The organism is Flagellimonas abyssi, from assembly GCF_019457905.1.
GTDB lineage: Bacteria > Bacteroidota > Bacteroidia > Flavobacteriales > Flavobacteriaceae > Flagellimonas > Flagellimonas abyssi.
Genome location: NZ_JAHZSV010000014.1, coordinates 28,692 through 43,601, shown reverse-complemented (window position 1 = coordinate 43,601; position 14,910 = coordinate 28,692). Strand labels below are relative to the sequence as shown.

At 43.8% G+C, this 14,910-nt stretch carries 10 protein-coding genes; 8 read left to right on the top strand and 2 right to left on the bottom strand.

All coding sequences use genetic code 11. From position 1 onward, the window contains the following. Positions 1-8: 8 nt before the first annotated feature. The 8 genes from K1F36_RS11395 to K1F36_RS11360 all read left to right on the top strand — a co-directional run bounded on the left by K1F36_RS11395 (position 9) and on the right by K1F36_RS11360 (position 10,172). Entirely contained in the window at positions 9-1,508 is a 1,500-nt protein-coding gene (locus K1F36_RS11395) for a mandelate racemase/muconate lactonizing enzyme family protein (protein WP_220113933.1), read from the top strand. A gap of 214 nt (positions 1,509-1,722) precedes the next feature. Next, positions 1,723-2,661 (top strand): RraA family protein, encoded by a 939-nt coding sequence (locus K1F36_RS11390; protein WP_220113932.1) that lies wholly within the window; start codon positions 1,723-1,725, stop codon positions 2,659-2,661. 26 nt (positions 2,662-2,687) lie between these two features. Beyond that, positions 2,688-3,149, top strand: a complete 462-nt coding sequence (locus K1F36_RS11385) for a nuclear transport factor 2 family protein (protein WP_220113931.1) — start codon at positions 2,688-2,690, stop codon at positions 3,147-3,149. Positions 3,150-3,160: 11 nt separating this feature from the next. Beyond that, a complete protein-coding gene (locus K1F36_RS11380) occupies positions 3,161-4,267 on the top strand; it encodes a bile acid:sodium symporter family protein (protein ID WP_258539035.1) in 1,107 nt (368 codons plus the stop codon). 41 nt (positions 4,268-4,308) lie between these two features. After that, a complete protein-coding gene (locus K1F36_RS11375) occupies positions 4,309-5,592 on the top strand; it encodes a mandelate racemase/muconate lactonizing enzyme family protein (RefSeq protein WP_220113930.1) in 1,284 nt (427 codons plus the stop codon). A 27-nt stretch (positions 5,593-5,619) separates the two neighbouring features. After that, positions 5,620-6,555, top strand: a complete 936-nt coding sequence (locus tag K1F36_RS11370) for an RraA family protein (RefSeq protein WP_258539034.1) — start codon at positions 5,620-5,622, stop codon at positions 6,553-6,555. Positions 6,556-6,643: 88 nt separating this feature from the next. Next, positions 6,644-8,896: an outer membrane protein assembly factor BamB family protein gene (locus tag K1F36_RS11365; RefSeq protein ID WP_220113929.1), complete on the top strand. Its 2,253-nt coding sequence runs from the start codon at positions 6,644-6,646 to the stop codon at positions 8,894-8,896. A gap of 61 nt (positions 8,897-8,957) precedes the next feature. Next, the gene (locus tag K1F36_RS11360) at positions 8,958-10,172 is read left to right on the top strand and encodes a cupin domain-containing protein (RefSeq protein ID WP_220113928.1); all 1,215 of its coding nucleotides are present in this window, start codon (positions 8,958-8,960) and stop codon (positions 10,170-10,172) included. Between the two features lie 21 nt (positions 10,173-10,193). Here K1F36_RS11360 and K1F36_RS11355 read toward each other — a convergent pair whose 3' ends face one another. After that, positions 10,194-12,125 (bottom strand): SMP-30/gluconolactonase/LRE family protein, encoded by a 1,932-nt coding sequence (locus K1F36_RS11355; protein ID WP_220113927.1) that lies wholly within the window; start codon positions 12,123-12,125, stop codon positions 10,194-10,196. 64 nt (positions 12,126-12,189) lie between these two features. Beyond that, a complete protein-coding gene (locus K1F36_RS11350) occupies positions 12,190-14,901 on the bottom strand; it encodes an alpha/beta hydrolase-fold protein (protein ID WP_220113926.1) in 2,712 nt (903 codons plus the stop codon). Between the last annotated feature and the right edge of the window lie 9 nt (positions 14,902-14,910).

Genomic DNA, 14,910 nt, shown 5'->3' with positions numbered 1-14,910 from the left:
ATAAAAAAATGAAATCAGTATTAAAACAAATTATAGCCAAGAATAAGCAAGAAGAAAAGGACCATAAGTTGGCGAAGCAGGCAGAAATTGAGAACCCAAAAACCACGGATGACAGAAGAAACTTTCTGAAAAAAACCGCATTGGGAGGCATTGCAATGACGGGAATGATGGGACTGGGCATCGAGGATACCATAGCACAGACCACTTCAAAGGTCAGCCGTATGTCCGCGCCTTCAGAACTCAAGATCACCGATATGCGGTATGCCCTCACAAATGTGATGGGCGGCACGGCCATAATCAAGATAGAGACCAATCAAGGAATTTATGGCCTTGGTGAGGTTAGGGATGCCGCAGATGTACGCTATGCCCTATTCCTTAAGAGTAGGATTCTGGGAGAAAATCCTTGCAATGTCGAAAAAATATTCAAGAGCATCAAGCAATTTGGGGGACCTGCCAGGCAAGCTGGAGGGGTCTGTGCGGTTGAAATGGCGCTCTGGGATATTTGCGGTAAAGCATACGGTGTACCCGCTTGGCAGTTACTGGGGGGTAGATACAGGGACAAAGTAAGGCTCTATGCCGACACTCCCGAAGCATCCTCACCTGAAGAGCAAAAGCGATTAATAGATTTCAGGGTAAATGAACAGGGATACACTTGGCTTAAAATGGATGTTTCCATTGGAGAGCTACGGGGAAAGCCCGGTACGGTGGTAAACGGAAAGTTCTGGGAAAATGAAAGAGGTGTTTTGGCCCAATGGGGCGATCGCCGTAATATGATGTCCTACGGAAATACCATGCATCCTTTTACCCAAATACAGATTACGGAAAAAGGACTTGAAGTATTGCAGCAGGTAGTGGAAGATGTTCGGGACATGGTAGGTTATGAAATTCCAATTTCCACCGATCACTATGGACACTTTGACCTCAACAATGGAATACGTTTGGCAAAGGCCCTGGATAAATATAGGTTGGCTTGGTTCGAGGATATGGTTCCATGGCAGTACAATGAACAATGGAGGACCATTACCGATGCCATTGAGACACCCACGACCACAGGGGAGGATATTTACCTTTTAAAGGACTTTATGCCCCTTATTCATGATAGGGCGGTAGATATCGTGCATCCGGATTTAGCCTCTTCTGGAGGTCTGTTGGAGACCAAGAGAATTGGAGATTATGCCGAGGAATTTGGCATTGCCATGGCCATGCACCAAGCAGGTACACCTGTTTCTTTTATGGCCAATGTGCATTGTGCGGCTGCGACGCAAAACTTTTTGGCCCTGGAACATCATTCGGTGGATGTGCCGTGGTGGGAAAGTCTGGTAAAAACGGTTGGTGGTTTTAAGATGATCGACAAAGGTTTTGCCACGGTTCCACTTACCGCACCAGGTTTGGGGATAGACTTGGATGAAGAAGTGGTGAAGGAACATTTGCATCCTTCGGATAAAACATTCTTTAAATCTACAGAGGAATGGAACGAGCTTCGTTCCCACGATAGAACTTATAGTTAATAAATAACCTGGCAACATTCTACCGAATGAATAAGGATGTGCCAATAGAGTATCATCGCCCTTGTGTATAGGGGCACGTTTTGATGTAGTTTGATTTAGTTTGAGTTTGATGGGAGAACTCCCGTGTTAACGGGGGTTTCCTGTCTAACTTGATTCAGTGGGGAATTCGTGAAGAACAGACCCCTTTTTAAGGGAAAATTAAAAAATATAGAACATGAGAAATTTAAGGATAGTATTGGTGCTAAGTTGCTTTCTTGGTTTTTTTTACGCCAAATCGCAAGGAGTTACAGCTTCACCTGAATACATTATGGAACTGACCTCCAACTGGACCGGAGAGCGTTTTAAGGACGGAAGGCCAAAAGTTTCCGATGCCTTGTTGCAAAGAATGAAAAATATTCAAATTGAAGAGGCCTGGGGCTTTTTAAGAAGAAAGGGATATCACAATCAATATGAAGGCGAATGGGAAATAATCCATCCAGAAAATGCCATGACCGGTAGGGTGGTCACTGCACAATATATGCCACTTAGACCAGACTATCAACAATTGGTGAAACTTAAAGGAGCACAAGAGAAACGGGATACCATTGGAGGAAGCAATTCATGGCCCATTCAACAATTGGTACCTGGAGACGTCTACGTGGCAGATGGATACGGAAGAATTATAGATGGTACGCTGATCGGTTCCAATTTAGGAAATGCCATTTATACCAATTCCAAAAACGGGGTGATTTTTGACGGTGGCGTAAGGGATGTCGCAGGCCTCTTGGATATTGAGGGATTCAATGGCTGGCACAAAGGTGCGGACCCTTCTTATCTGCAGGAGGAAATGTTGACCAGCATTAACATGCCCATCCGAATTGGAAGGGCAACCGTATTACCGGGCGATGTGGTTTTGGCGAACCAACATGGCACCGTTTTTATTCCTTCCCATTTGGCTTCGGAATTGGTACTGTCTTCTGAAATAGTAGGCCTGCGCGATCTGTTTGGGTTCCAAAGATTACGGGAAAAAAGATACACCGCGGGACAGATAGACACGAGATGGACGGAAGAGATCAATGCAGATTTCGAAAACTGGCTAAAGGAATATCCAGATAGCAAATTACCCATGTCCAGAAAAGAACTCAATGATTATATGGCATCTAAAAAACAATAGATATCTGCCAGCATAAAACCAATAGAATGAAAAAACACCTTATTGAATATTCAACCATAACAAAACACTGTTTTTTAGGAATACTTCTTTGTTTCTCCACCACTTTAGTGGCTCAAAAGAATACTGCTGAAGTCAATAAAATCGATGATGCGGTAAGTCAACTTTACGAAGCCATGGTCGATAGAGACAAAGATAAACTGGAAGAATTGACCATGAAAAGTCTAACCTACGGTCACTCTAGCGGTAAGATAGAGAATAAAACGGAATATGTGGATGGCGTCATGAACGGCGGATTTCTATTTTCATCGATAACCCCGATAGATCAAACCATAACAATTTCTGGTAAAACAGGTATAGTGCGTCATATTTTTAAAGGTGAAGGAACCAATAATGGTGCGCCGGCAACAGTCAACATAGGTTGCCTGCTGGTTTTTCAAAAAGAAGGCAAGCAATGGAGATTGCTGGCAAGACAGGCGTATAAACTTTAAATCCTTCTATTTTGAAAAATATAACCATATATTCTATAGCACTAGGATTGGCAGCTTTGCTGTTCCTGATTATAATTGGGATGGCCATAACAGGCCATATCGATCAAGCCGGACTTTTTATTCTTGGATTTTTTGCATTGTTGGCCTTCGGGTTTAACGGATACGAAAAAATGAAGGGTCTGATATTCACCACAATGATTTTTGCAGGTGTGGCGGCGGCACTATATTACCCAGTTTACTTTACCCACATTGGTGATTTTAAATTCACTGTGCTCATTATTCCCTTGATACAGATTATCATGTTCGGTATGGGAACAACGATGAGCGTCAAAGATTTTGCAGCCGTATTTCAATCACCAAAAGGAGTGATGATCGGAGTTTCGGCACAATTGATCGTAATGCCCCTGATGGGCTATTTTTTGGCACAGATCAGCAATTTTCCACCAGAAATTGCAGCAGGAATAGTGCTCATAGGCTGTTCTCCCAGTGGTGTAGCCTCTAACGTAATGGCTTTTTTGGCCAAGGCGAATGTCGCACTTTCGATAACCATTACTTCCATTGCAACACTTTTGGCACCATTTCTTACGCCTTTAATGATGAAGTTGTTCGCCGGAGAGTTCATTGAGATTGATGTGTTCGCCATGATGTGGAGTATCGTAAAGATGATCATTATACCTATCGGGGCGGGCTTGCTCTTTAATAAAATATTTGGAAATCGTATTAAATGGTTGGGTAGGGCAATGCCTTTAATATCCATGTTGGCCATAGGTCTAATAATTACCATCATTACCGCAGCAGGAAGGGACAGCCTTTTGGAGATTGGCGGCATTTTGATGTTGTTGGTATTGGTCCACAATATTTTCGGGTATTTACTGGGGTATTGGTACGCTAGGCTTCTTAGGATGTCCGAAAAGGATGCTAGAACCATTGCCATTGAAGTGGGAATGCAAAATGGCGGATTGGCCTCGGGAATTGCCAACAGTCTGGGGAAAATTGCGACCATGGGGCTGGCACCGGCCGTATTTGGCCCTTTAATGAATGTAACGGGGTCTATTTTAGCCTCATACTGGCACGGAAAACCTACCGATGAAACGCCACAATCAGTAATAACCGATTAAAAATTATAATAATTATCTCTTAAGTCAAAAAGCAACCAAATATGAAAAATTCAAGAAGATCTTTTATATCCAAATCAATCATGGCCAGTGCAGGATTGGGAATGGTGTCATCAGCAACATATGGTTCAGAATATCAAAAAGCAATAGATAAAAATCCAAAATTATCCGCACCATCAGATTTGAAAATCACGGATGTTAAATGTGGCTTTATTCGCCGTGGTAGTGGCCTGTTCGTAAAAATACACACCAATCAAGGAATTTATGGTTGTGGTGAAGGGGTGGATGCCGTTCCAGGAACTTACCACTTGGTCAAAAGGATGGGGTTTTTTCTAAGGGACCAAAGTCCGTTCAATGTTCATAAAATATTTGAAGATATCCGTCGTGCAGGTCATTTCGGTGGCGGGCAGTCGGGTACATACGTAGCCGTTCTTTCTGCCATAGAGACCGCTTTATGGGATTTGGCAGGTAAAGCTTTGGACTTGCCTGTTTATCAATTGCTTGGCGGAAAATTTCGTGATAAAGTAAGGGTATATTGTGATACTGCCCTTTATCGTGTTCGTTTCCCGTCACCGGATGATTTTGCCACAGCAGCAAAGGACGCCATCAAAAATTGGGGCTTCAATGCGTTGAAATTTGATTTGGATTACGCTAGTGATCCTGATAAATATGACCGATATAATTGGACGGCCAGTCCTGGGGAAATCATAAGAATGTATGATCAACTGGCCGCAGTAAGGGAAGCGGTTGGGCCAAAAATAGACCTTTGTGTGGATATGCACGGGCGTTACGATCATGTAACTGCCCAGACCATTGCCAAGAAAGTGGAGGATCTTAACCTTACATGGTTGGAAGAACCGATTCCCGCGGAAAATTTTGATGCCTTCAAAACCTTGGCAGAAGAAACCAGCACACCAATTTCGGCAGGTGAAAATGTGTATTTGGGCCACGGATTCAAGCAATTGTTGGATAATGGAGTGGACATTATTATGCCAGACCTTCAAAAATGTGGTGGTTTAGGGGAAGGACAACGCATTGCGAACCTGGCTAATTTATATTACGTTCCCTTTTCGCCACATATGGTGGCTTCCTTCTTGGGGGCTATGGCTTGTGCCCATGTTTGTGCTTCGGTTCCCAACTTCCATTTAATGGAGTGGCAATCCTATTTCCATACAGATCCAATGTTTAAAGAAATCGTCACCTATGACGAAGGGGATTGGGTTAAGGACAGCTTTGTGAAAGTTTCGGACAAACCGGGTATTGGAGTGGATATCAATGAAGAGGCGATGAAGAAATATGCACCCGAGGGAATACCATTTTTTGAATAATCAATAACTCATTAAAAAGATACTATTATGTTACGAAAAAAGTATATGATCCTAATGGTTCTTGTTGGTCTGGCAACCCAGATGATGGGTCAACAGATCAGTAAGGAAGAACTTATTTTTTTAACTCCGGAATGGAAAGGGGAACGCTTTGATGATGGAAGGCCAAAAGTTTCGGACGCCCTTTTGGAAAGGATAAAATCCGTCAGCGTCGAAGAAGCTTGGGCGGTTATGAAGAATGAAGGCTATCGCTATCAAATTGCCGAAGGCTGGAAAATGATCAACCCGGATAGTGTGCTCGTGGGACGTGCTGTTACGGCAACCTTTATGCCAGGTCGGCCCGATGTGTGGAAGGCTATAGATGATCGAGGAAAAGCCCAGGGCAAACGTGGGCAGAACACGTGGCCCGTGGATATTTTGGTAAAGGGGGATGTGTATGTTGCCGACCAATTTGGTGCCGATAAGGATGGCCCCACCATTGGTGATAATGTGGGCAACGCTATTTTCGCAAAATCAGGTAATGGAATTGTTTATGACGGTGCTCTCAGAGATGTTGAAGGGCTCATGGAAATTGGCGGTTTTACCTCTTACTACACGAGTTACGATGCCTCGCACCATAATCCGCCAGGGGATTTGAACACGATGCTGGTCGGAATAAATCAACCAACCAGGATCAGGACTGTAACGGTAATGCCCGGCGATGTTGTTTTGGGCAAAATGGGCGTGGTCACCTTTATACCTGCACATTTGGCAGAAAAAGTGGCTACCGTTTCCGAAGTTGTCCGTTTACGTGATATGTTCGGACATCAACGTATCAAAGAAGGAACCTACACTGCCGGACAGATTGATACGCGTTGGTCTGATGAAATTGAAAAGGATTTTAGCAAGTGGCTCAACGAACATATCGATGAGCTTCCTGTTTCCAGAGAGCAGATTCAAGAAATTTTGAAGAAAAGAACTTGGTAAACCCATAAAAATATTGACAGCTACCATTGTCCGGCCAAAAGTATAGAATACGCTTCGGCATGGCATAATGGGCTTTTCATCTATAACAATGTCAAATATTAAATTCACGCCAACATCTTGGGTTACCTTGGTTATACTGATAATTTTGGTCACTATATCGGGATGTCAGACCCATACAAATGAAGTTGCCGAGCACACAATGTGGTCGCACTACGGAGGTAGTCCAGACCAATCCAAGTTCTTCGAGTCGCCCAGTATCACCAAGTCCAACGTTGCACAAATGCAACTGTTGTGGAGCTACCCATCAGGAGATGACCGTTTTTATTTTTTCAGCCCGATCATTGTGGACAGCACCATGTACGTTCTCGGGAAAAATAGTTCCCTCATTGCCATAAATGCCAAAACGGGTAAAGAACTTTGGATACATACAGATTTGCCGGGAATTACCAGAAGAGGTATCAATTATTGGGAAAGTGAAGACAAAAAGAACAAGAGATTACTGTTCACGCTTAACAATTCCATTCAGGCGATTGATGCGGTTACTGGGAAATCTGTTATGGATTTCGGGAACAATGGCTATGTGGACCTTAGGGAAGGTTTAGATCGGAATCCAACATCCATAACGAGGATACAGCCCATGATGCCGGGTGTTATCTACGATGATCTTTTGATACTTGGCTCTGCGCCCGGGGAGGCCTATTTTTCCCCACCAGGTCACGTAAGAGCTTATAATGTGGTTACTGGTAAATTGGAATGGACCTTTCATACGATACCCCATCCCGGTGAATATGGTTATGAAACTTGGCCCAAGGATGCTTATAAGTATGTTGGAGGCGCTAACGTATGGAGCGAAATATCGGTAGATACGGATCGTGGAATTGCCTATTTGCCCATCGGTTCGCCAACCTATGATTATTATGGCGCTGATCGGTTGGGCAGTAACCTTTTTGCTAATTCGTTGGTGGCCCTTGATGCAAAAACGGGGGAGAGGCTCTGGCATTACCAAACGGTTCACCATGATCTCTGGGACTATGACCTGTCGCCGGCCCCACAACTGCTCACGGTTGAGAAAGACGGTAAGAAGATAGATGCAGTGGCCATTGCCACCAAACATGGTTTCGTTTTTGTATTTGATAGGGTAACTGGGAAATCACTATTTCCCATTGAGGAAAAACCATTTCCCAAAAGCGAAATGCAAGGGGAGGAATCTTGGCCGACACAACCCATCACTTCGCTTCCGAGTTTTACGAGACATGAGGTGACCAAAGAAAACTTGAATCCCTACTTTTCGGATAGTCTCCGGCAAGATTGGCTCAAAAGATTGGATTCTGCCAAAACAGGATTATATGTGCCGCCTTCCGACAAATACGAAACCATAATGATGCCCGGAGCTTTGGGCGGTGCTAATTATGGAAACACAGCCGCCGATCCTCGTAATGGAATGATGTACATAATGACCCAGGAATATGCATCCACTTACAGATTGAACAAGGTGGAACCACCAAAAAACGAGCTTACGGACAATGATGTGGACAAGGTCAAATCCCTTTACAGCTCCTCGTGTATTGCCTGTCATGGCCCAAATATGGAGGGTGGGGCAGGGCCTTCCTTGAAGAATCTTGGGCATCATATGTTCTATGAGGAATTTAGGAATACAGTGATCAATGGAAAAGGGGTAATGCCAGGTCTGGTGCATGTGGATGAAGCTTCCTTGAAAGCCTTGTTCCAATATATTGGGGGTGATACCGATCGCAGAAGTTTTAGACGGGGCAATCAACAGGCAGAACCAGTAGATGGCCCTGTGGTGGCTTCTGGTGGGGTAACTATACCTCCAGATGCACAGCGAGGAGCCCCAATGCAGGATTACCCTGAAGGCGTGGAACGTCCAGAAGACCGATACACTACCGATTACGGTCTGGATTGGCCCGGTTTGATTGATCCACCTTGGTCCTCAATTGTGGCCTATGACCTGAATGAAGGAACCATTAAGTGGCGACGACCCATTGGTGTGGACTCGCTTTATGTGCAAGGGGATGAAACCAAAGGAGCCCCCAATGGTACCCAGAGAAAGGGTATGGTCATTACCTCTACGGGGATTGTGTTTGCTACGGCAAAAGGGGGTAAGGTTTATGCTTTTGATGCTGAGGATGGAAGTGTGCTCTGGGAAACTACGCTAAGCCATGAGACCAATGCGCAACCCATTATGTTTACTTTGGATGACAAGCAATATTTGGTGATCAATGCCACCTCTAATTTTAGAAAAGATAGTTATGACCACTCGAAAAAACCGGGAGCAATTGCAAAAGGCTATGTGGTTTATGGAATACCGGACAAAAAGTAACTTATAGGATAATGATGGCTAATTCTATACACTTAAAATGAAACGATACAAATACAATATTATGAAACCAATATTCAGCTTTTTGTTCTGTTTGATGGCCAGTATCTGCATGGCCCAAAACCTTAATGAAAGAGTGGTTTACAATGATCCTTCGACGTATAGGGAATTATCCAGTGTACATGCCGGTGCCGGTAAAATGGGTTTTACCCAATTGATTGGCCGAAATGATCTGGTCAGCAACTTCCTGTACCTACATTCTGGGGTTATTCAACCTAAATCCGGTATTGGTCACCACTTTCATCATTCCATTGAAGAAATGTATGTCATTTTGGATGGAGAAGCTGAATTCACCATCAATGGTAGAACATCAAAAATAAAGGGGCCAGCTTTGGTTCCTTGTAAACTTGGGGATTCCCATGGAATTTATAATTCATCTGGACAACCCCTCAAATGGCTGAATTTTGCTGTAAGTGAGGTAAAGGCTCAGGGAGGTGCCTTTGACCTAGGTGATGACCGTGTTGGGGCCAAGAAGGATGATGTCCCTGTATTTGTGTCCTCCCGATTGGACACAGGTCAATTGAAACAAGACAATGAGGTTTATAAGGGAAAAGGCGTTTTATATAGACGGATTTTTAATCCAGAAATATTCCGAACAGATTGGCACCATGTGGACCATGTAGTGGTTCCCTCAGGGGGGACAACGGAAAAACGCCAATTGGAAGGGGTTGAGGAAGTATACTATATAATGAATGGGAGTGGATTGGTATCGGTTGGTTCTGCAACGGCCAAAATTCAAAAGGATGATTCATTCCATGCTGGTTTGGGAGAAGAAATAGCTTGGTCAAATAGCAGCAATGAAAATCTTGAAATTCTAATAATTAGCATTGCAGCTTCAAAGAACAACGGATTGTCAATTGCCAGACCTTTGGAAACACCCAAGGCCATGGTCTTACAAATGGATTTTGTGGTAGATAGGGAAAATGCCAAAGCCTTTGAAAAAATGTACTATTCCATCTACGTTCCTGCCATGGTCGTTCAAGACGGGTATCTCAGCTCGAAATTACTTCGACTTTTTCCAGATGATTTGGCCAAGGAAATACAGGCAGAGCCTACTACGTATAACTATCAGATCCAAATATCTTTTGATACGGAGGAAAACAGGAGAAAATGGGTGGCAAGTGATCAACACCAAATCGCTTGGCCTGCCGCTTCAGGACTTGCCAAGGAATTCAAATGGCGCGGATATGATGTTATGGGCGACGATGTGCAGAATTAGATATTATCATTGACACTTTTTTTAGAGATAATTGACATACCCTTTTCTGTTGGTTCGAATCTTGTACACTTTGTCATAACTCACAATATAGAGAGTTTTCATATCCTCATCCCCAAAGCCTAAACTCACTGGAAATGATGGTAGATTAATCATGCCGACAAAGGAGCCTTTAGAATCAAAAATCTGGACTCCAAAATAGGTGGCCACATAAATATTTCCCATGGTATCAATGGCCATTCCGTCCGCACTAGAAGACTTGCCTTTACGGTCTAGCACATTTCCGGTCAAACGCAGTTCGGCAAATTTCCGACCGTTTGAAATAGTACCATCATCGTTCACATCATAGGCCCAAACAAAATTTTCCTTTGAACTGTCTACGGGATACCAAGATTCGTCATCATAACAATTGTTGATGTAGAGCGTTTTTCCGTCAGGATTTAATAAAATCCCATTGGGCATTGCAAATTCATTGGGTTCCACCAAGCGGGTCACTTCTTTTTCAGGGGAAACATAGTAAACAGCTCTTCCGGGCTGATATTTTTCAGCGTCCATGGTAAATTGGGGATCCGTAAAATAGATACCGCCCTTGGTATCGGTGATAATATCGTTGGGGCCGTCTATGGGCTTGCCATTATAGGTTTCGGCAATGACTTGGACCACTTTCCCGGACGTGGTCATTTCCACCACCCGGTGACCAATCATATCACAGACCAATAAATTGCCATTCTTATAGGGATACAATCCGTTCGCCTGCATTTTCCCTTCCGTAATATTTTGGTACGTTCCATCAGGGTCCAGTGCCACAATGGAACTCTTTTTTGGGTCGGCGTTCCAGTTTTGGTCAAAGTACATGTTGGAAAAATAGAGTTTCCCATCCATCCACTTGGGACCTTCGCTAAAGGTAAGTGTAGGTTCTGTTTTTGAACCATCGATCACCAATTCGGGCTTGGCGTCCTTTGGGATAATTTCGTGATATCGCTCAAGTGCCGCTTGTTGCTTGTTCAGATAATCTTCCCGAACGGGCCAAAAAACATCAAGTGCATCAAAGCCCAATTCACCTGCTGTACCGGAATGCACCACGTTTCCTGGAACAAGGACTATATCGTGAGGTTCTAATTCCATCTCTTGGTCCAGAACGGTTTGCTTTAGGGTTCCTCTCAACAGAATAGTGATTTGTTCTTCCGGATGAATATGCGCTTTTGATTGGGTATTGGGATCGGCAGAAACAAAACTTAGCTGCATGTCTCCTGCGGAAACCAATCTTGTATAGATTCCCTCAGCAAGCTGCGTAAACTGAATATCGAAAAGGTCATAAACCTTATTGGGTACAATGGTCGGTTCATTCTTGGATGTCTGTTCCTTGGTTTCCAAAGGAAGTTCATCAATCCCCATTTTTTCTAGATAATCAACCTTTATAGGGCTATAAACCTCCATCACTTTGGCCCCAGTATCTCCAGCGACAATTTCGCTTTGGCTTCCTTTGTCTTGATAAATAAAATCAATTCTCGGTGTACCGCTATGAGTACCATCCGGTTCTTCCCGTTCCCTTGCCATCATTTTATACTTTGTGCCTTCTCCAATGTAATCGATGGAACCCTCTGTTACGATCAAAAATCTATTGGCAGGCAAGTTTTCTTTTGGTATGGTCGAATTGGGTTCTAGGTCGAATACACTGATTAAATTTCCATTTCCCCAAAAAATTTTGGCCGTTACCCCGGGATACAATTGCAAACTGTCCAAATCTTGGAAATTTATGGATGTTCCCACTTCCAAATTGGGAGCCACGGAACTTGAAGGAAGATTAGGCAGTTCCCTGACAGTGAGCCCGTATTCTTCAATTAATTCGCTGTTTCGCTTTTCCCATTTGGGTTTGGAAGAGGAATTGCAACCACCAATTAAAATAAATAGAAATAACGTGGAAGCAACTTTAAGACGATAAGAAATACCATTCATAACATTTTAATTTTTAGTGGTTTTTTCAATAATAGCCGTTTTAATGAATTCTTGTTTGGACTTATTACTTAAATAAAAGCTGCGCAAACTTATAAAGGTCATGCCGCCAAACAGGCCATGTATGCCCTCCTGGGTATTCGCCATATTGATATGCAACACCCATATCGTCAAATTTCTTCATCATCACTTGACAGTTTTGATAGGCAATATCCTCCGGGCCTCCCATTGAAATAAAGAAATTGGTAAGGTTGGTGTTTATTTTGTCCACATTGTTTTGCATAAACTTGTATTGTTGGCTCGATAACTCATCATTATTGGCAAACCATCCCGAACTGAAAACTCCCAAATGGGAAAACATGTCGGTATTGTGCACACCCGCGTGCAAGGTTTGAAGACCTCCCATGGATAGACCGGCCAAAGCCCTGTGCTGTGCACCCGTCTTCACGCGATACGTTTCCTCCACAAAGGGAATTGCTACTTGTTTGAGTTCATTTTCAAAAGCTATCAACGAATTTTGATTGAATCCGGCCACCCCTCCTGTACCAGAAACATTGCCATCCAGCATGGCAATAATCATGGGAACAGCCTTATTTTCCGCAATAAGGTTATCCAATATGAAATTGGTCTTTCCTTGGGTGGCCCAGCCCCGTTGGTCCTCGCCTCCACCGTGTAAAAGGTACAGTACAGGATAGTTTTGTGTGGACTCATCATAACCAGGTGGCGTGTACACATACATTTCCCGCCATGATTGTGATGCTTTTGAATAATACTTTTTTATATGGATATTGCCGTGAGGCACATTCTTTAAGCTATAATAGTCATCTCCTTTAAACGGAATCTCAATACCGCTGGCCATTCGTCCCATACCATAAAAGGTTTCACTGGCAGGGTCTGCAACAGCCACCCCATCCAGAATCAATGAATAATAATGGAACCCTTCGGTGATGGAATCCGTGGTCACTGTCCAGAAGCCCTCATCGTCGATTTCCATATCATATTTTTTGCCCAAATCGATTTGTACCTCTTTTGCTTGCGGAGCCTTTGTTCTGAAAATCACCCTTCTATCGGGTAAAATTTGTGGGTACTGTGCTCGTCTTACATTGGTGCTGGCCGGTAATCCCAAAACACTGTACTTTGTGAGCACATCCTTATTCACTGGCTTAAAAAGCATTTGCGAAAACATATAAAGATCATTCTTCCAAACCTCAAAATCATGGCCACCCGGTTCCACATAGAAGATATGGGGCACATCATGATTCCGCAAATACTCACTGGTTCGACTGCTGAAGGGCATGAGACCGTCTGCATCTCCACAAGAAATCCAAAGTAGCTCCAACGATTTGGCTTTTTCAGGGTTGGGAAGCAATTCTTGGGGCGCTTTGGTGTTTGGTGCCGATGAAAATGCACCTACCCAGCCAAATGTGTCCAAATTGCCAAGACCAAAGTTCAAAGTTTGTCCACCGCCCATGGAAAGACCTGATATCGCCCGATGCTCCCGGTCCTTGTACACCTTAAAATTCTTTTCCACGTAGGGAATCAAATCATTTAGAAGGTCTTGTTCGAAAGTGGCAAACGCCTCAACCTTGTCCCTGCTAAAAATATTTCCCTCGGCACGGTCATTTTTCATGGCCCGCCCATTGGGCATCACCACAATCATGGGCTGCAATTTTCCGTCCGCATAAAGATTGTCAAAAATTACATGAGGAGTGCCATGTGTCAACCATTCTTTTTCATCCCCTCCAATGCCGTGCAAGAGATACAAAACAGGATATCTTTTTGATTTGGCATAGCCAGGAGGCAGATAAATCATAGCCTTTCGTTCTGTGTCCACCGTTTTTGAGCGATACGTAATGCTGTCCACCCTACCTTTTGGGATGTCATTTCTGACTTGGTCAAATCCTTCTGGTGCATGTTTCTCTACTATGGGGTCATTGGCTTGATCACGTAGCACATTCAGCAGCTTTATGGCATATCTTCGGCCCAACATACGATACCCTTCCGCATTAAAATGAAGGTTGTCCTTGGCATTGGGAACTCCTTTTGAGGAAACGATATGCGCATTGGGAATGGTTTCTGGGAGCGTGGCCACAATTTCGTTCATCCTGGCGCATATCCCCCCTTGATCGGCGTGCACCATTTCACCGGCCAGCAATGGGGTTTTTGAAGCCTCCAAATTCAAATCTTTAAGGAGATTGTCGTAAACGGTTTTTACTTTTTTGGGCCAAAGGGTGTCCCCAGTATTTGATTCCCCTTGGTGCAGAAGGATTCCCTTGATAACCCCATCCTTTTGGGCGATTTTTGCCATTTCCACGAGACGGGCATAAGGGTTTCCATCATATTCTGCTACCATGTTCTTTAACCAATCCGGAGCGGTGGACACATATTCCTTATAGTTATCCTCATCAAACAATTCAATTTTACAGCCTCCTACGGCAACATTGATAACCCCGACTTTTATACTGTCCGGTAATTTTTCCACCAATGTCCTACCAAAGTAATCTGTAGGGGTCAGGCCCGTTTTGCATCGACACAAAGGTGGAACGGCAGTGTACCATTTGCCTTTTTCTCGCCCGAGGTCAGGACAATCCACTGCCGCCAAAACCTTAAAACGATCATTAACGTCGACCGTGTCCTGTGCTTCTACTCGGGCGTTCCCTTCCATATTGGACTGGCCCAAACTCAAATAAATATGGAAATTGGGGGCCTGTGCGGTAATTTTTCCCGAGCACAATAAAATCACTGTCAAGAGACAAAATTGCATTACTGATTTTTTCATGGCTTACAT